Origin of the sequence: Streptomyces sp. PCS3-D2 (assembly GCF_000612545.2) — a bacterium.
In the GTDB taxonomy this organism is placed as follows: domain Bacteria; phylum Actinomycetota; class Actinomycetes; order Streptomycetales; family Streptomycetaceae; genus Streptomyces.
In genome coordinates this window covers 1,800,692-1,819,590 of sequence record NZ_CP097800.1, presented here as the reverse complement: position 1 = coordinate 1,819,590, position 18,899 = coordinate 1,800,692, and the positions used below count along the sequence as shown (strand labels likewise).

3 protein-coding genes and 1 pseudogene are annotated in these 18,899 nt (G+C 71.7%); 1 reads left to right on the top strand and 3 read right to left on the bottom strand.

Annotated features, from left to right (window positions below; translation table 11 throughout):
* Nucleotides 1-439 precede the first annotated feature (439 nt).
* A pseudogene (locus AW27_RS07455) lies at nucleotides 440-14,221 on the top strand (amino acid adenylation domain-containing protein); the annotation flags it as partial.
* Between the two features lie 175 nt (nucleotides 14,222-14,396).
* Here AW27_RS07455 and AW27_RS07450 read toward each other — a convergent pair.
* The 3 genes from AW27_RS07450 to AW27_RS07440 all read right to left on the bottom strand — a co-directional run bounded on the left by AW27_RS07450 (nucleotide 14,397) and on the right by AW27_RS07440 (nucleotide 18,792).
* A complete protein-coding gene (locus AW27_RS07450) occupies nucleotides 14,397-15,431 on the bottom strand; it encodes a threonine ammonia-lyase (protein WP_157840332.1) in 1,035 nt (344 codons plus the stop codon).
* Nucleotides 15,432-15,751: 320 nt separating this feature from the next.
* Complete coding sequence (locus AW27_RS07445) at nucleotides 15,752-18,088, bottom strand: ABC transporter permease (RefSeq protein WP_052031387.1); 2,337 nt, start codon at nucleotides 18,086-18,088, stop codon at nucleotides 15,752-15,754.
* A complete protein-coding gene (locus AW27_RS07440) occupies nucleotides 18,085-18,792 on the bottom strand; it encodes an ABC transporter ATP-binding protein (protein WP_037930558.1) in 708 nt (235 codons plus the stop codon). Before AW27_RS07440 ends, AW27_RS07445 begins: the two co-directional genes overlap by 4 nt.
* Nucleotides 18,793-18,899 lie beyond the last annotated feature (107 nt).

The window sequence follows — 18,899 nt, the reverse complement described above, 5'->3', positions numbered from 1 at the left end:
CCCGAAGCCGCGGCCGGTTCCCCCCCGGCCGCGGCTTCCCGCGTTCAAGTGGCGCGGAGACTCAGTTGAACGAACCTTTGATCGCCGCACGGACCCTGGGTCATAGTGACTTCGGAGGGGTGACGTTCTTCCTGTGATATCGGTTGAACGGAGCACGGCCGCTTTGGTATTCGGGTCGGCGAATCCCGGACCGACATGCGGGCCACATGTGGTCCAAGAGCCTGATGGAGACCATTCCCAACTGGGCTGCCCGGCACGTAGTTTCTCTCGGCATACTCGAATATTTGGTCCGATAAATCGGCCGGGGGTCCACGACGATCCGGCCGTAGACCTTTCCGTGTCGGCTGAGCATCGTTTCTCCGTGCTTGCACAGCAGCTTGGAAGTCAAAAGTCAGCTAGGCCGGCGTTGCGGCCGATGCGTAACCATTGAGGATTCCTGATGATTCCGTTGTCATTCGCGCAGCGCCGGTTGTGGTTCATCGACCAGTTGGAGGGGCCGAGCGCCACCTACAACATCCCGATCGTGCTGCGGCTGTCCGATGAGGTGGACGGGAAGGCGCTGGGAGCGGCGCTGCGTGACGTGATCGGCCGCCACGAAGTGCTGCGCACCGTCTTCGCGGTCGCCGACGGCGAGCCGTACCAGCGCATCCTGAAGCTGGAGGAGCTGGCCTGGGAGCTGTCCGTGGCCGAGGTGGGACCGTGGGAGCTGGAAGGCGCGGTGGCGCGCGCCTCGGCGTACGCCTTCGACCTGTCGGCCGAAGTTCCCATCCGTGCCTGGCTGTTCTCGGCCGGCGCGGACGAGCACGTCCTCGTCGTGACGGTCCACCACATCGCCACCGACGGCTGGTCCACGAAGCCGCTGGCCCGGGACCTGTCCGTGGCGTACGCGGCACGGTGCGAGGGGCAGGCCCCCGCGTGGGAGCCGCTGCCCGTGCAGTACGCGGACTACGCGCTGTGGCAGCGCGAGCTGCTCGGTGACGACCAGGACCCGAACAGCGTCGCCTCCCGGCAGATCTCCTACTGGCGCGAGGCGCTGGCCGGTGTGCCCGACGAGCTGGAACTCCCCTTCGACCACGCCCGCCCCGCAGTGGCCGGCTACCGCGGCCACACGGTGGGGCTGAACGTCTCCGCGGAGGTGCACGCGCGCCTGACGGAGGTCGCCCGCGAGTCCGACGTGACCATGTTCATGGTGGTCCAGGCCGCGCTGGCCGTCCTGCTGTCCCGGCTCGGCGCGGGCACCGACATCCCGATCGGCGCCACGGTCGCGGGCCGTACCGACGTCGCCCTCGACGACCTGGTCGGCTTCTTCGTCAACACCCTGGTCATGCGCACCGACCTGTCCGGCGAGCCGACGTTCGCCGATGTGCTCGCGCGAGTGCGGGAGGCCAGCTGGAACGCCTTCGCTCACCAGGACGTGCCGTTCGAGCGGCTGGTCGAGGAGCTCGCGCCGGCGCGTTCCCTCTCCCGGCACCCGCTGTTCCAGGTGATGCTCACCATGCAGAACACCGCCGGGGCCGAACTCGACCTCCAGGGCGTGCGGGCCGGGGGCGCCCCGGGTGCCCAGCCCGAATCGCTGACCGCCGGGCTCGCCGCCAAGTTCGACATCGAGACCAGCGTCGGTGAGGCGTTCGACGCCGAGGGGCGGCCCGCCGGGCTGCGCGGTGAGATCATCGCGGCGGCGGACCTCTTCGAACGGGCGTCGGTCGAGCACATGGCGCTTCGGCTCACGCGCGTCCTGGAGGCCGTCGCCGCCGATCCGCAGAAGCCGGTGCACACCATCGACGTCCTGGCCGAGAGTGAGCGGCGGCAGGTGCTCGTCGACTGGAACAGCACCGCCCTGGAGCTGTCGTCGGACACCGACACGGTCGCGGACCTCTTCGAGGCGCAGGTTGCCCGTACCCCCGACGCTCTCGCCCTCGTGGTCGACGGCCTGGAGCTGTCGTACGCCGAACTGGACGCGCGGGCCAACCGGCTGGCCCACCACCTGATCGGCCGCGGAGTCGGCCCCGAGTCGATGGTCGCGGTGTGCCTGGAGCGCGGCGCGGACGTCGTGCCCGCGCTGATCGCGGTCCTGAAGACCGGCGGCGCCTATCTGCCGGTGGACCCGGAGTACCCGGCCGAGCGCATCGCCTACATGCTGGACGACGCGGCGCCCCTGGTCGTGCTCGCCTCCACGGCCACCGCCGCCGCGCTGCCGTCCGTACGCCCGGAGCTCGTGGTGCTGGACGCGCCCGAGACCGTAGCCGTCGTGGCCGGCCTGCCGTCGCACGCGCCGACGCAGGACGCCCGCGTGGCGCCGCTGACGCCCGCCCACCCGGCCTACGTGATCTACACCTCCGGCTCCACGGGACGCCCCAAGGGCGTGGTGGTCGAGCACCGGTCCGTGGTGGCCCTGCTGACCTGGGCGGCCGCCGAGTTCGGCGGCGCCGACTTCGCCCGGGTGCTGGTGTCCACCTCGTTCAACTTCGACGTCTCGGTCTTCGAGCTGTTCGGCCCCCTGGTGTCCGGCGGATCCGTCGAGGTCGTGACGGACCTGCTCGCCCTCGCCGACCGCGACCGCGGCCCCTGGCAGGTCAGCCTGGTCAGCGGCGTGCCCTCGGGGTTCGTCCAGATCCTGGGCGGACCGGGCCCCGACGTCCGTCCGCGCACGGTGGTCCTGGCGGGCGAGGCGCTCACCGCCGACGCGGTCGGCAGCATCCGCCGCGCGTTCCCGGGCGTTCGGCTGGCGAACATCTACGGCCCGACCGAGGCGACCGTGTACACCACGGCCTGGTACACCGACGAGGACGTCGAGGGGGCGGTGCCGATCGGCCGCCCGATCTCGAACGCCCGGGTGTACGTGCTGGACGGACGCATGGCGCCTGTCCCCCCCGGTGTCGCGGGCGAGCTGTACATCACGGGCGCGGGCCTGGCCCGCGGCTACCTGAGCCGCCCCGGGCTGACCGCCGAACGGTTCGTGGCCGACCCCTTCGGCGCCCCGGGCGAGCGCCTCTACCGCACCGGTGACCTGGTGCGCTGGAACACCGAGGGGCAGGTGGAGTACCTGGGCCGCGCCGACGAGCAGGTGAAGGTGCGCGGTTTCCGCATCGAGCTCGGTGAGGTCCAGTCGGTCGTCGCCGGACACGACGAGGTGGCCCAGGCCGTCGTGGTCGCCCGCGAGGACACCCCGGGTGACAAGCGCCTGGTCGCCTACGTCGTGCCCGCCGGGGGCGCGGACCACGAGGAGCTGCCGACGGCGGTGCGCACGCGGGTGGCGGAGCGCCTGCCGCAGTACATGGTCCCGTCGGCAGTGGTGGTGCTGGATGCGCTGCCGCTGTCGGTCAACGGCAAGCTGGACCGCAAGGCCCTGCCCGCGCCCGAGTACACGACGGGTTCGGGCCGTGGTCCCTCCAGCGTGCGGGAGGAGATCCTGTGCGCCGGGTTCGCCGAGGTCCTGGGCCTGGAGAGCGTCGGCGTCGACGACGACTTCTTCGCGCTGGGCGGCCATTCGCTGCTCGCGGTGCGCCTGGTGGAGGTCCTGCGCACGCGCGGGGTCTCGGTATCGGTACGGGCGCTGTTCCAGACCCCGAGCGTGGCGGGCCTGGCCGTGGTGGCCGGGACCGAGCAGGTCGAGGTACCGCCGAACGCCATCCCCGAGGGTGCGCGGGAGATCACCCCGGAGATGCTGCCGCTGGTGGACCTGACCGCCGACGAGGTCGCGCGGATCGTCGCCACCGTCGAGGGCGGCGCCGCCAACATCGCGGACATCTACCCCCTCGCCCCGCTCCAGGAGGGTCTGCTCTTCCACCACCTGCTCGCCGACGGCGGCGAGGACGCGTACGTCCTGCCGACCGTGGTCAGGTTCGACACCCGGGAGCGGCTGGACGCCTTCACCGAGGCCCTGCGCCAGGTGGCGGACCGGCACGACATCCTGCGCACCGCGATCGTATGGGAGGGCCTGCGCGAGCCGGTGCAGGTGGTGTGGCGACGCGCCGTCCTGCCGGTCGAGGAAGTACGGCTGGACCCGGACGGTACCGACCCGGTCAGCGAGCTGGTGGCCCTGGCCGGCACCTCCGTGGACCTGCGGCGCGCGCCGCTGATCCACGTCCACGCGGCGGCGGAGCCGGGCGGTGACGCGTGGCTGGCCCTGGTGCGGGTGCACCACATTGTCCAGGACCACACCGCCCTGGAGGTGCTGCTCGAAGAGGTCGAGGCGTTCCTGGCCGGCCGCGGTGACGAGCTGCCCGAGCCGCTGCCCTTCCGCGACTTCGTCGCACAGGCCCGCGGCGGCGTCGAGCGCGCGGAACACGAGCGCTACTTCGCCGGACTGCTGGGCGACGTCACCGAGCCGACCGCCCCGTACGGGCTGATGGACGCCCACGGCGACGGAGCCGGGGTCGTGCGGACCCGGGTGCAGTTCACCCCCGAACTCTCGCAGCGGATCCGCGAGGTCTCGCGCCGGTCCGGCGCGAGCCCGGCGACCGTGATGCACGTGGCGTGGGCGCGGGTGCTGGCCGCGGTCAGCGGCCGTGACGACGTGGTCTTCGGCACCGTCCTCTTCGGGCGCATGAACGCCGGTACCGGATCCGACCGGACCCTGGGCCCGTACATCAACACGCTGCCGGTGCGCGTGAAGATCGCCGGGACCGATGCCGCGGCGTCGGTCGCCGCTATGCGCGGTCAGCTCGCCGAGCTGCTCTCGCACGAGCACGCGCCGCTGGCACTCGCCCAGCAGGCCAGCGCCGTACCCGGTGACACACCGCTGTTCACCTCGCTCTTCAACTACCGCCACAACACCGTCCGTCCGGCCGAAGAGGCCGCGGACGAGACCCGGACCGCCGGGACCGCAGGGATCAGGGCGGTCTTCTCGCAGGAGCGCAACAACTATCCGCTGACCGTCTCCGTCGACGACGACGGCGAGGACATCGGGCTGGCCGTGGACGCGGTGGCACCGATCGACTCCCTGGCGGTGGGTACCCTGCTGCGCACGGCCGTGGAGAACCTCGTCGCGGTGCTGGAGGACGTACGGGAAGGCGGCCAGGACCGGCCGCTGCGGGCCATCGAGGTACTGGACGAGTCCGAGCGCCGCCGGGTGCTCGGTGAGTGGAACGACACCGCCGAGCAGACCCCCGACCAGACCGTGGTGGAGCTGTTCCAGGCACGGGTGAGTGCCTCTCCCGACGCGCTCGCCGTGGTCGGCGATGCCGCCGAGCTGACGTACGGCGAGCTGGACGCCCGGGCCAACCGCCTGGCGCGGCACCTGACCGGCCTCGGCGTCGGCCCCGAAGCGGTGGTCGGCCTGTGCCTGGAGCGGGGCGTGGACGTGCTCGTGGCCGTCCTGGCGGTCTGGAAGGCCGGCGGCGCCTACCTGCCGGTCGACCCCGAGTACCCGGCGGAGCGGATCGCGTTCATGCTGGACGACGCCACGGTGGCGTGCGTGCTCACCGATGGGGCGACGCGCGAGCGGCTGGCGGAATTCGAAGCGGGCTCCGGCGCTGCCCCGGTGGTCGTCCTGGACGACGCCACGGTGGCGGCCGGGCTCGCGGCCCTCGCCGCGGACGCGCTGACCGGGACCGACGGAGCGCATCCCGTGCTGTCCGCGCACCCCGCGTACGTGATCTACACCTCGGGATCGACGGGCCGCCCCAAGGGCGTCGCCGTCACCCACGGCGGACTGACCAACTACGTGACCTGGGCGATCCGGGCCTACGGTATGGGCGAGGGGGGCGGCGCGCCGCTGCACTCGTCGCTGGCCTTCGACCTGACGGTCACCAGCCTGCTCCTGCCGCTGGTGTCCGGTTCCCCGGTCGTGATCAGCCGGGACGGCGGGGCCGAGGGACTGGCCGAGGTGATCCGGCGGTCCGAGGAGTTCGGTCTGGTCAAGATCGTGCCCGGACACCTGCCGCTGCTCGCGCGCCTGCTGTCCGACGGACAGCTCGGCGACGCCTCCCGGCGCTGGATCGTCGGCGGCGAGGCCCTCACGGGCGCCGATGTCCGCACCTGGCTGGAGCACGCGCCGCACTCGGTCGTGGTCAACGAGTACGGACCGACCGAAACGGTCGTCGGATGCTGCGTCTTCGAGGTGACGGCGGGCCAGGAGGTCGGCCAATCGGTGCCGATCGGGCGCCCGATCGCGAACACCCGCCTGTACGTCCTCGACGGGAGCCTCTCGCCCGCCCCGGCCGGCGTCGCCGGTGAGCTGTACATCGCCGGTGCCGGACTGGCCCGCGGCTACGTGAACCGCCCCGGCGTGACCGCCGAGCGGTTCGTGGCCTCCCCCTTCGTGCCGGGCGAACGCCTGTACCGCAGCGGGGACCTCGCTCGCCGGCGCGCGGACGGCGAACTGGAGTACCTGGGCCGGGCCGACGAGCAGGTGAAGATCCGCGGGTTCCGCATCGAACCGGGCGAGATCGCCGCCCTGCTGTCCGGCCACGCGTCGGTGCGCCAGGCGGCGGTCGTGGTCCGTGAGGACACCCCCGGCGACAAGCGCCTCGTCGCCTACGCCGTGCCCGCCGAGGACGCGGCCGCGGCTACCGTCGCCGCACTGCCGGCGTCCCTGCTCGCGTACGCCGCCGATCAGCTGCCGTCGCACATGGTGCCGGCCGCCGTCGTGACCCTGGACGAACTGCCGCTGACCGTGAACGGGAAGCTGGACCGCCGGGCGCTGCCCGCGCCGGAGTACACGGCGGGATCGGGCGGCGGTCCGACCAACGCGCGGGAGGAGATCCTGTGCGCGGTGTTCGCCGAGGTCCTGGGCCTGGAGAGTGTCGGCGTCGACGACGACTTCTTCCGGCTGGGCGGACACTCCCTGCTGGCCGTCTCGCTCGTGGAACGCCTGCGCGTCCGCGGCGTCTCCGTCTCGGTACGGGCGCTCTTCGAGACGCCGACCGTGGCGGGCCTCGCCAGGGCGGCCGCCGCCGACCGGGTCGCCGTACCGCCGAACCTCATCCCCGAGGGCACGCGCACGCTCACCCCGCAGATGCTGCCGCTCGTGGAGCTGGACGCCGGTGAGATCGAGCGGATCGTCGCGACCGTCGAGGGCGGCGCCGCCAACGTGGCCGACGTCTACCCGCTCGCGCCGCTCCAGGAGGGCCTCCTCTTCCACCACCTGATGGCGGGCAGCGGACGCGACACCTACGCGGCCCCCACCGTGCTCGACTTCGACTCCCGGGCCCGGCTGGACGCGTTCGTGAACGCGATGCAGCACCTGGTGAACCGGCACGACATCTACCGCACGGCCGTGGTCTGGGAAGGACTGCGGGAACCGGTGCAGGTCGTGTGGCGCCGCGCCGAACTCCCGGTCGCGGAGGTCACACTGGATCCGCAGGGCGGGGAGCTCGTGGACCAGCTGCTGGCGATCGGCGGCACGTCCATGGACCTGCGCCGCGCCCCGCTGGTCGACCTGCACGTGGCGGCCGTTCCGAACAGCGACCGGTGGGCGGCCCTGCTGCGCATGCACCACATGGTCCAGGACCACACCACGCTGGCGGCCGTCTTCGACGAGCTGCAGGCCTTCCTCAGCGGACGCGCCGCGGAACTTCCTGAGCCGCTGCCGTTCCGCGACTTCGTCGCGCAGACGCGTGGCGGCGCCGAACGCTCCGCCCACGACGCGCACTTCGCCGAGCTGCTCGGTGACGTCACCGAGCCGACCTCGCCGTTCGGGATGAAGGACGTCCACGGTGACGGCACCGACCTGAGCCAGGCGCACCTGGGCTTCGGGCAGCAGCTGGACACCCGGGTGCGCGAGGTCTCGCGCAAGCTCGGCACCAGCCCGGCGACGCTCCTGCACGTGGCGTGGGCGCGGGTGCTGGCCGCGGTCAGCGGCCGTGACGACGTCGTCTTCGGCACCGTGCTCTTCGGCCGGATGAACTCCGGCGCGGGCTCCGACCGGGCGCTGGGCTTGTTCATGAACACCCTGCCGGTCCGCGTGCAGGTGGGCGAAGTCAGCGTCATGACCGCGGTCGCCGCCATGCGCGCGCAGCTCGCGGCGCTGCTGGAACACGAGCACGCGCCGCTGGCCGTGGCACAGCGCGCCAGTGGAGTGCCCAGCGATACGCCGCTGTTCACCTCCCTGCTCAACTACCGGCACAACACCCCGGCGGCGTCCGCCGAGGGCGCGGAGGCGGGGCGCGACGAGGGCATCGAGGGGATCCGCAGGCTGTTCATGCGCCCCCGCAACAACTACCCGCTGACCGTTGCCGTGGACGACAACGCCGACAGCATGGGTCTCGTCGTGGACTCGGTCGCCCCGGGCGACCCGGACGCCGTGGGGCGCCTGGTGCGCACCGCGGTGGAGAACCTGGTCGCCGCGCTGGAATCCGCCATGGCCGGAGGCCCGGACCAGCTGCTGGACACGGTCGAGGTGCTCGGCCGGGACGAACTCCACCAGGTGCTCGTGGAGTGGAACGACACGGCGGCGGAAGCCCCCGCGGGCTCGGTGGCCGAACTCTTCGAAGCCCACGTCGCGTCCACTCCGGAGGCGGTCGCGGTGGTCTGCGACGGCGAGGAGGTGACGTACGCCGAACTCGACGCCCGCGCCAACCGGCTCGCGCACTATCTGATCGAGCAGGGCGTCGGCGCCGAGTCGCTCGTGGGGCTCTGCCTCGGACGCGGCGTGGAGATGATCGCGGCGATCCTCGGCGTGTGGAAGGCCGGTGCGGCGTACCTGCCGATCGACCCCGAGCAGCCGACGGACCGGGTCGCCTTCATCCTGACCGACAGCCGGGCCGTGCTCGCGCTGACCACCGAGGAGATCCTGGACGAACTCCCCGCGGGCAAGTCCCGCCTGGTCGCGCTGGACGGCGCCATGGCGCGGATGCAGCTCGCCGCCGCCCCCACCACGCCGCCGCGCGTACCGGTGGAGCCGCGGGGCCTGGCCTACGTGATCTACACCTCGGGTTCGACGGGCCGGCCCAAGGGCGTCGCGATCACGCACGGTTCCCTGGCCAACTACGTTTCGTCGGTACCCGGCCGGGTCGGCTTCGGCACCCCGGGCGGCCGGTACGCGCTGCTCCAGGCACAGGCCACCGACCTCGGCAACACCGTCGTGTTCGCGAGCCTGGCCACCGGCGGTGAACTGCACATCCTGGGCGAGACCGCGGTCACCGACCCGGTCGCCGTGGCCGGCTACCTCGCCGAACACGGCATCGACTACCTCAAGGCGGTGCCCTCCCACCTGGCCGCGCTCGGATCCGCCGGAGACCTGGGCGCCGTACTCCCGGCCACCTCCCTGGTCCTCGGTGGCGAAGCGGCCTCCGCCGCCTGGGTGGGCGAGCTGCTCGCGGCCGGTGAGGGCCGCGGGGTCTTCAACCACTACGGTCCGACGGAGACCACCATCGGCGTGGCCACGACGCCCCTGTCCGCCGACATGGCGACCGGCGACGCGGTGCCCGTGGGCACGCCGATCGCCAACACCCGCTTCTACGTCCTGGACGACCGGCTCCAGCCGGTCCCGGTCGGCGCGGCGGGCGAACTGTACGTCGCCGGCGCGGGCCTGGCCCGTGGCTACGTGCGCCGTCCCGGACTGACCGCCGAGCGGTTCGTCGCCGGCCCCTTCGGCGCGGCGGGCGAGCGGATGTACCGCACCGGTGACCTGGCGCGCTGGAACGCGGACGGCCTCCTTGTGTTCGCCGGGCGGGCCGACGAGCAGGTGAAGATCCGCGGCTTCCGGATCGAGCCGGGCGAGGTCCAGTCGGTCCTGGCCACGCACCCGATGGTCGAACAGTCCGTGGTCATCGCCCGGGAGGACACCGCGGGCGACAAGCGCCTGGTGGCCTACGTGGTGACCGGCGACCCGGAGAGCGCTGACGACATCGAACTCTCCACTGCCATACGGCGGTTCGTCGGCCAGAGGCTGCCGGAGCACATGGTGCCCTCGGCCGTCGTGGTCCTCGACCGGCTGCCGCTGACAGGCAACGGGAAGCTGGACCGCAGGGCCCTGCCCGCCCCGCACTACGGCTCCGCGCTGACCGGCGGCCGCAACCGCGCGGCCAGCCTCCAGGAAGAGATCCTGTGCATGGCCTTCGCGGAGGTCCTCGGACTGCCCGCGGTCGGCCCGGACGACGACTTCTTCGAGCTGGGCGGCCACTCGCTGCTCGCGGTCCGCCTGGTCAGCCGGATCCGCACCACACTCGGCGTCGAGGTCGAGATCCGCGCCCTGTTCGACACTCCCACGGCCGCGGGCCTGGCCGAACACCTGGCCGGGGCGCGCGAGGCACGGCCGCCGTTGGAAGCCGCGACGCGCCCCGAGCGGCCGCCCCTGTCCTACGGTCAGCGCCGCCTGTGGATCATCGACAAGCTGGAGGGCCCGGGCCACACCTACAACATCCCCGTCGCGGCCCGGCTGTCCGGCGAGGTGGACGCACAGGCACTGAACGCCGCCTTCCATGACGTGCTCGAACGCCACGAGGTGCTGCGCACCGTCTTCCCGGTCGCCGACGGCGAGCCCTACCAGCAGGTGTGGGACCCGGCCGACCTGGACTGGGACCTGACCGTGGCCGAGGTCGCTCCGGAGGACCTGGCGCAAGCGGTCGCCGCAGCGCAGCGCCACACCTTCGATCTGTCGGCCCAAGTGCCGGTGAAGGCATGGCTTTTCAGTGCCGGCCCGGACGACCACGTGCTCGTGGTCGTCATCCACCACATCGCCACCGACGGCTGGTCCTGGGCGCCCCTGGCCCGCGACCTGTCCGCCGCCTACGCCGCACGCTCCGGGGGCGCCGCCCCGCAGTGGCGCGAACTGCCGGTGCAGTACGCGGACTACGCGCTCTGGCAGCGCGAGATCCTGGGCGACAGCGAGGACCCCGACAGCCTGATCTCCCGCCAGGTCGCATACTGGCGCGAGGCGCTGGCCGGAATCCCGGAAGAACTGACGCTTCCGACCGACAAGGCGCGTCCGGCCGTCGCCGGTCACCAGGGCCACCGCGTCCCGGTCGAAATCCCGGCCGAGGTGCACGCACGGCTGCTGGAGATCGCCCGTGCCGAGGGCGTGACGATGTTCATGGTGCTGCACGGGGCCCTGGCGGTCCTGCTGTCCCGGCTCGGAGCGGGCACCGACATCCCGATCGGCTCGGCCATCGCCGGACGCAACGACGAGGCGCTGGACGACCTCGTCGGTTACTTCGTCAACACCTTCGTGCTGCGCACCGACCTGTCGCAGGACCCGACCTTCAGCGAGGTGCTGGGGCGGGTACGGGAGTCCGGACTCGGCGCGTTCGCCCACGCGGACGTTCCGTTCGAGCGGCTCGTAGAGGAACTGGCCCCGGCCCGTTCGCTGTCCCGCCACCCGCTCTTCCAGGTGATGCTGCTGCTGGAGAACACCGCCGAGGCGGTGCTGGACATGCCCGGGCGGCGTACCGACGCCGGTACGCCCTCCGCAGCGTCCTCCGACGCGCCCGGTGCTGCGGCCGAACCGACCGTCAGCACGTCCGTGGTCAAGTTCGACCTGGACGTGAGCATGGTCGAAACGCACGACGCGCAGGGAGCGCCCGCGGGCCTGCGCGGCACGGTCATCGCCTCGACGGACCTGTTCGAGCCCGATTCGGTCGTACGCATCGCGCGGCGCCTGACGCGCGTCCTCGCCACCCTGGCCGCCGCCCCGGACACCCGGCTCAGCGCCGTGGACGTCCTGGACGAGGACGAGCGGCACCGCATGCTGACCGAGTGGAACGACACCGCGGCCGAGGTGCCGGACACGACGGTCGCCGCCCTGTTCGAAGCCCAGGTCGCGCGCACTCCCGACGCGCCGGCCCTCACCTTCGGCGGAGTGGAACTGAGCTACGCCGAGCTGGACGCCCGGGCCAACCGGGTGGCCCGGTACCTGGCCGGGAACGGAGTGGGACCCGAGTCGGTCGTCGCAGTCGTCTTCGAGCGCACTGTCGACCTGGTCGTGGCCCTGCTTGCCGTGGTCAAGGCTGGCGCCGCCTACCTTCCGATCGATCCGAACTATCCCGCCGACCGCATCGCGTACGTGATCGCCGATTCGGGCGCGGTGTGCGTGCTCTCCGGCGAGGGCATGCGGGACCGGCTGGAGGAGTTCGACGTCCAGACCGCGGCGGACACCGGAGTTCCGGTGGTCCTGCTCGACGACCCCGAGCTGGTCCGGGAGCTGGCCGGATACGCGGACGGTGCACTCGCCGACGACGAGCGCACCCGCCCTCTGTCGCCCGCCCACCCCATGTGGGTGATCTACACCTCCGGATCCACCGGACGCCCCAAGGGCGTGCTCGTCGAACACCGGGCGATCGTCAACTTCCTGGAGTCGATGCAGGTCAGCTTCCCGCTGACCGCGGGCGACCGCCTGCTGGCCGTCAGCACGCACGGCTGTGACATGGCGGGCTTCGAGTTCTACCTGCCGCTGCTGGGCGGCGCGACGCTGCTGCTCGCTGCGCAGGAGCAGGTGCTTGACCCGTGGGCGCTGCGGGAGCTGATCCGCTCCGCCGGAGCGACCATGGTGCACGCGACGCCGAGCCTGTGGCGCGGCCTCGTTGCCGACGCAGACGACCCCGTGGACTGGACGCGGGTGCGGGCGCTGATCGGCGCGGAGGCGCTGCCCGCCGACCTGGCCCGTACCCTGCTGGAGCGGACGCCGACCCTGACGAACCTGTACGGGCCGACGGAGACCACCACCTGGTCGACGGCCAAGGTGCTGCGACCGGACGCGGTGGACGTATCGTCCATCGGCGGGCCGATCGGCAACACTCAGGTGTACGTGCTTGACGAGGGACTCGTTCCGGTGGCCCCGGGCGTGGCCGGTGAGCTGTACATCGCCGGCAAGGGCATCGCCCGTGGATACCTGGGACGGCCGGGTTTGACGGCCGGGCGTTTCGTGGCCTGCCCGTTCGGCGCCGACGGTGAGCGGATGTACCGCACCGGCGACGTCGTCCGCTGGACGGCGGACGGCGATCTGCAGTACGTCGGGCGTTCCGACGATCAGGTCAAGGTACGCGGGTTCCGTGTCGAGCTGGGCGAGATCGAAGCCGTCCTGTCCACCCATACGGAGGTCGGACAGGCCGTGGTGGTGGTCCGGGAGGACACCCCGGGAGACAAGCGCCTCGTGGCCTACGTGGTGCCGTCCTCGGCCACCGGCCAGGACGACGAAGGGGAGCTGGGCCGCTCGGTGCGCGCCCTCGCCCAGGACCGCATGCCCGGGTACATGGTGCCTTCTGCGGTGGTGACGATCGACCGGCTGCCGCTGATGCCGAACGGCAAGCTGGACCGCAAGGCGCTCCCGGCCCCCGGGATCACGGCCGCGGACGGTACCGCCAACCGGGCAGTCACCTCCTTTGAGGGGAGCCTCTGCGAGGCGTTCGCCGAGGTGCTCGGTGTGGAAACGGTCGGCGTCGACGAGGACTTCTTCGCGCTGGGCGGCCACTCCCTGATGGCGGTCCGACTGGTCGAACAGCTGCGGGAGCGGGGCGTGTCGGTCGCGGTCCGCGACGTGTTCGCCGCCCCGACCGTCAGCGAGCTGATGAAGCGGATGAGCCTGTCGTCGGTGCGCGACGCGCTCGACGGCCTCCTGCCGATCCGGACCGGGGGCAGCAAGCCCCCCTTCTTCGGCATCCACCCGGCCGGCGGCCTGAGCTGGTGCTACATGCCGCTCGCCCAGTGCGTGCCGGGCGACATCCCGTTGTACGGACTCCAGGACCGCGGACTCGACGGGACCACCGAACCGGCCCGTTCCGTACGGGAGATGGCGGCGGAGTACGTCGAACTGATCCGCGGGGTGCAGCCCTCCGGCCCCTACCACCTGCTGGGATGGTCCTTCGGGGCGGTCGCCGCCCACGAGATCGCCGTGCAGCTGCGGGCGGCGGGCCAGGAGGTCGCGGCACTCGTCCTCATGGACCAGAACCCGGCGGTGCCGGACCCGGACGCCGGACCCGTCGGCGACCTCGCAGCCGTGCCGGAGGACCAGCTGGACGCCGTGGCCGAGTTCGTGCGGGTCCAGGCGGGCCACGCGCTCGGTGCCACCACGGACGAGGAATTCAGGAGCCTGGCCAAGGTCCTTCTGAATCACCGTGAGATCCAGAACCGGCATTCCCACGGGGACTTCGACGGTGACGCCCTGCTGATCGTGGCCGAGAGGGAAGAGCGGGAGGAAGCGACCTCGGGCGACGCGTGGAAGCCTTATGTCAGCGGGGAAATCCGCGAGGCCGGCATTCCCTGCACGCACTACGACATGGCCAAGCCGGAGAACCTCGCCAAGGTGTGGTCCGCCGTGGCGGACTGGCTGGGACTGGAAGGGTGATGATTCCCCGGGCGGCGTGAGCCGCCCGGGGTGACGCGGCGGGATCCGCTCGGCGGATCCCGCCGCGTCGCCGTGCCCTGCGGGCAAGAGATCGAGGGTGGACCGAACGCCCCGACGAGGATTTCGTCGGGGCGTTCGGTCCACCCTCGATCTCTTGGTGTACGAGCCGCGGGCTTCAGCGCGACGCGGTGTGCAGGGCCGGGACTTCGTGGTCCGCCAGCAGTGACGTCACCAGGCTCGGTTCGACGTTGCCGCCGCTGAGCAGGACCCCGACGTCGGTGCCGTGTCCGGACGCATGCTCCAGGGCCGCGGCGAGCGCGGTCGCCGCGGCCGGCTCGATGACCAGCCGCGCGTGCAGGAACGCGGCGCGCAGCGCGTCGGCGATGGCGGTCTCCGACACCGTCACGACGCCGCTGACCGCCCGGTGCGCGAGGTCGAAGGGCAGAGCGCCGATCCGGTCGGGGCGCAGCCCGTCGGCGATGGTCGGGCCGCCGGGCACGGTCACCGGCCGACCGGCGCGCAGGGCCTCGGTGAAGGCGGGTACGGCCCGCGGCTCGGCCCCGATCACCGCGACGTCCTGCCCCGTGGCCGCCAGAGCGGCGCCGGCGACGGCGCTGCCGCCGCCGATGGGCACGATCACTGCGTCCAGCTTCCCGCCTTGCGCGGTGACCTGGCCGATCAGCTCGGCCGTGGCGGTTCCCTGTCCCGCGACCACATGGGGGTTCTCGTACGGATCGATGACGTCGTAACCGTGCAGCTCGCGCAGTTCCTCCACCACGGCGACCCGTTCGGCGAGCACCGTCCCGGCCGTCACCACGTCGGCACCGGCCTCCCGGATCCGGCGGATCTTGGCCGGTGCGGCGTCGGAGGGGAGCACCACGACCGTGGGCAACGCGTACTCGCGGGCGGCGAGCGCGACCGCGATGGCGTGGTTGCCGGTGCTCTGCGCGATCACGCCCCGGCTTCCCGAGGCGGCCAGCCGCTCCAGGGCCAGCAGGGCACCCCGGACCTTGAAGGACCCGCCGCGCTGCAGGTTCTCGGTCTTGAGCCACAGCCGCGCGCCGCAGAGCGCGTCCAGCTGGTCGGAGCGAAGCACAGGGGTCTTCCACACCCGGCCGGTCAGCCGGCGCGCTGCTTCGTCGATGTCACCGCGGTCCAGCCTCGGTGACCTGGTGTCGGTGGCAGCCACGCTGCCTACGGGCTCGCGCACAGCGCCCGTCTCCCTCCTGATCGGACAGCTCGTTCCGCTGTCTGCGGGTACGTGGTCACGTGAATTCGCGGCGGTCATGAATTTCCCGTGAAGCGCCACGCATTCGATGCCGTGTGCCGTTTTCGAGCGACGGCGGAAATGCCGGATCGACGGCTTTCGGTAAACCCCTCGACGGGGGTAGAGATCTCGTCATCCTGGCACGCGTACCTTTGCCGCGAAAGGTCTGGAAGGCATGCGTGAACGCGCGGACGCGACGACCATCAGGTCGTCGCGTCCGCGCGTCGGGAGGTTCCGGTATCCGGTCGTGGAGCGGCCGGACGTCACTCGTTGTGCAGTGCCTCCGCGATCGTCAGGCGGGTGGTCGCACGGGCCGGGAGGTACGCCCCCACGACCGCGATCACGATGCCCGCGAAGCCCAGCATGACCAGGACCGGCGTGTGCCACACGTCCATGGTGCTCCGCGCGAGGTCGACGTTGGCCGCCTTGCCCGCGATCGGCATGATCACGCGGTGGGCGAGGACGCCCACCGGGATGCCGAGCAGCCCGCCGATCGCTCCCATCGCCGCCATGGACGTCACCGTCATCGCGATCACTTGTCGCGGCGTCATGCCGATCGACTGGAGCATGCCCAGGTCGCGACGGCGCTCTCGGGTATTGAGGACGACGGTGTTGAAGACACCCATCGCCGCGACCGCGGCGAGCATCAGGGTGAGCACCGACGACAGACCGATCACGGCCGCGGTGAACGTGGTCGTGGTCTCGTTCCCGCGCGAGTAGAGCCCCTCGTCGGCCGACTTTACGGCGGAGGTGAAGCGGCCGATGTCGGTACCGGGGACGACCTGGACCAGGTACTGGAAGCGGGAGTTGAGACGGCTGACGTCCAGAGCGAGCGGGGACAGCGTCCCCCAGTCCGCGTAGAGCGATTCCTGCTGGCCCATGAGCGAACCGACGATCGTGGTCCGGGTCTGCTTGCCGCCGACCTCCAGGGTGAGCTGGTCGCCGACCTCCAGCCCCCGCTTGTGCAGGAAGGCGGAGGACACGGCGATCTCGCCGGGCCCCTCGACCCAGTGCCCGGTGACGATCTGGTCCTGGAAGCCCAGGGTGGAGTAGTCCCCCCGCAGGAAGTCGGCGACCACGCCTTGCGCGGAACCGACGATGGACACCGGGACGTGCGCGTCGACGGTCACGTGGCGGGTGCCGTCCAGGGTGCGCAGCATCGACTCGACGTGCTGGTCGTCGAGCTTCGCGGCGGTCTCGCCGAACTGCGGCTGGCCCGGCTGCACGGTGATCTGGGCGGCCGACGCGTGAGTCGTGGCCTTCCCGAACTGGGTGACCGTACCGACCAGGCCGGTCGCGAAGGTGGCCGTGGTCACCCCGAGGAGGACCGCCACCAGCGTCATCGCGCTGCGGCCGGGCCGGGCGAAGGGAAGGCCCAGGCCCAGGCTGATCGAGCGGGGCAGCCGGCTTCCGCTGAGCCTGCGCTGGATCCGCAGACCGCGTCCGGGGCGCGGGGCGCTGCCCGCGCTGATCGCCTCGGCGGCGGAGAGACGGTGAGCCCGCATCGCCGGAACGGCCGCGGCGAGGACGACGACCGCGGTCATCGTGACCATCGCCGCCGCGCACACCCACAGGTTGAGGCTCACGCTGTTCAGGTCCATGCCCATGCCCTGGAAGGCGCTGGTCAGCAGCGGCTTCGTGGCCAGCGCGCCGCCGACGGTGCCGACGACGCACCCGAGCACCGTGGGCAGCGTCACCATCAGCAGGTAGACGGAGACCACTTGGCGCGGGGTGAAGCCCAGCGACTTCAGAACGCCGATGTGCCGGAACCCGGAGACCACCGCGCCGCTGATGACGTTGGCGACGATCAGCAGGGCGACGAGCACCCCGAGGACGCCGAAGACCAAGAGGAAGGGAACGTAGACCCCCGGACCGGAGGCGATGTCCTGCTTGACCGTGAGGTAGGACTGCGCGGCCAGCAGCGAGTCCTTCGGCAGCCCGGCGGTGACGTCGGCCATGTCGCGGTCGATGTCGGCCTGCGTCGCCGAGGAGGCGAAGCGGTAGAGCATCTGGGTGGCCGTCGGATGCATGGCCTCCATCTGCGCGGGCGAGACCCAGGCATCGGCGGTCCGGCTCAGGGTGTAGGCGTAGCCGACGATGGACAGCTGGGTGCCGTCAGGGGTGACGATCTTCTCGCCGAGGGGGAACGGAGCCATGGTGCCGACCGCGGGGGGAGTCGCGTTCACGACGATCTCGCCGGGCGCGGTGGCCCAGTGGCCGCTCCACAGCTTCACCTTGTCCACCGGGCCGTCCGGGTCAGCGCGGCCGACCACGGTGAGCGGACCCGTCAGGAAGGAGACGCTGCCCGGAGCCAGGCTCACCGAGGTCTGCCCGAAGGGTCCGGCGGCGGCTTCCACGCCCGGCTGCCGGGCGGTGTCGGCCAGTTGCTCTCGGGAGACCCTGCCAGTGTCGAACGCCGCGACGGCGTGCGCGCCGCGCTGTTCGGTGAACGCGCGCTCGAAGGGACTGGAGGCGGCGTCCAGCAGCCCCAGCGCTATGACCATCGTGGCGGTCGACAGCAGGACAACGATGCTGATCACGACCGTCTGGAGTCTGCGCCGCTTCACGGCCGCCCAAGCGGCCTGCCATACGGCGCTCATACGGCTCGCTCCATGGCGCTCTCACGGGCGATCCGGCCGTCTTCGAACTCGATCAGACGGCTGGCGCACCGCTCGGCGAGGAGCGGGTCGTGGGTGACGATCAGCAACGTCTGGCCCATCTGGTTGAGGTCGAGCAGCAGCTTCATCACCTGCTCACCGCTCTGCCGGTCGAGGGCGCCAGTCGGCTCGTCCGCCAGCAGCAGGGCCGGACGGTTCATCAACGCCCGGGCCACCGCAACCCGCTGGCGCTGGCCGCCGCTGAGTGTCGCCGGATAGTTGTTCCGCCGGTCCGCAACCCCGAGGTTGTCGAGGAGTTCCAGCGCGCGCTTGCGCGCCTCCCTGGCCGAGGTGCCGGTCAGCTGCGCGGCGAGTGCCACGTTGTCGATCGCCGACAGGTCGTCGAGCAGGTTGAAGAACTGGAAAACCATGCCGATCCGGTGACGCCGGAACAGCGCCAGGCCCGTCTCGTTCAGACTGCCCACGTCGTCGCCGTGCACATTGATCGTCCCGGAGGTGGGCCGGTCGAGTCCCGCGATCATGTTGAGCAGCGTGGACTTGCCGCAGCCGGACGGCCCCATCACCGCCACGGCCTCACCGGCCCGGATCTCCAACGACACGCCGTCCAGGGCGACCGACTGCCCGTACTCCTTGCGCACATCGTCCAGCCGTACGACGACCTGGCCTGTGCTGTTCTCACTGGTCATGGCACGAACCTATGAAGAGCGGGCGGGTCGGGGCATCGGCCCACGGAGGTAATACGGGCATGGGGTCATCCTTGCGATGTAGCGGAATGGGATGTCCGGCCGACAAC

Coding starts and splice junctions, on each gene's coding strand:
- AW27_RS07445 (WP_052031387.1), bottom strand. CDS start 18,088: ATGAGCGCCGTATGGCAGGCCGCTTGGGCGGCCGTGAAGCGGCGCAGA.
- AW27_RS07440 (WP_037930558.1), bottom strand. CDS start 18,792: ATGACCAGTGAGAACAGCACAGGCCAGGTCGTCGTACGGCTGGACGAT.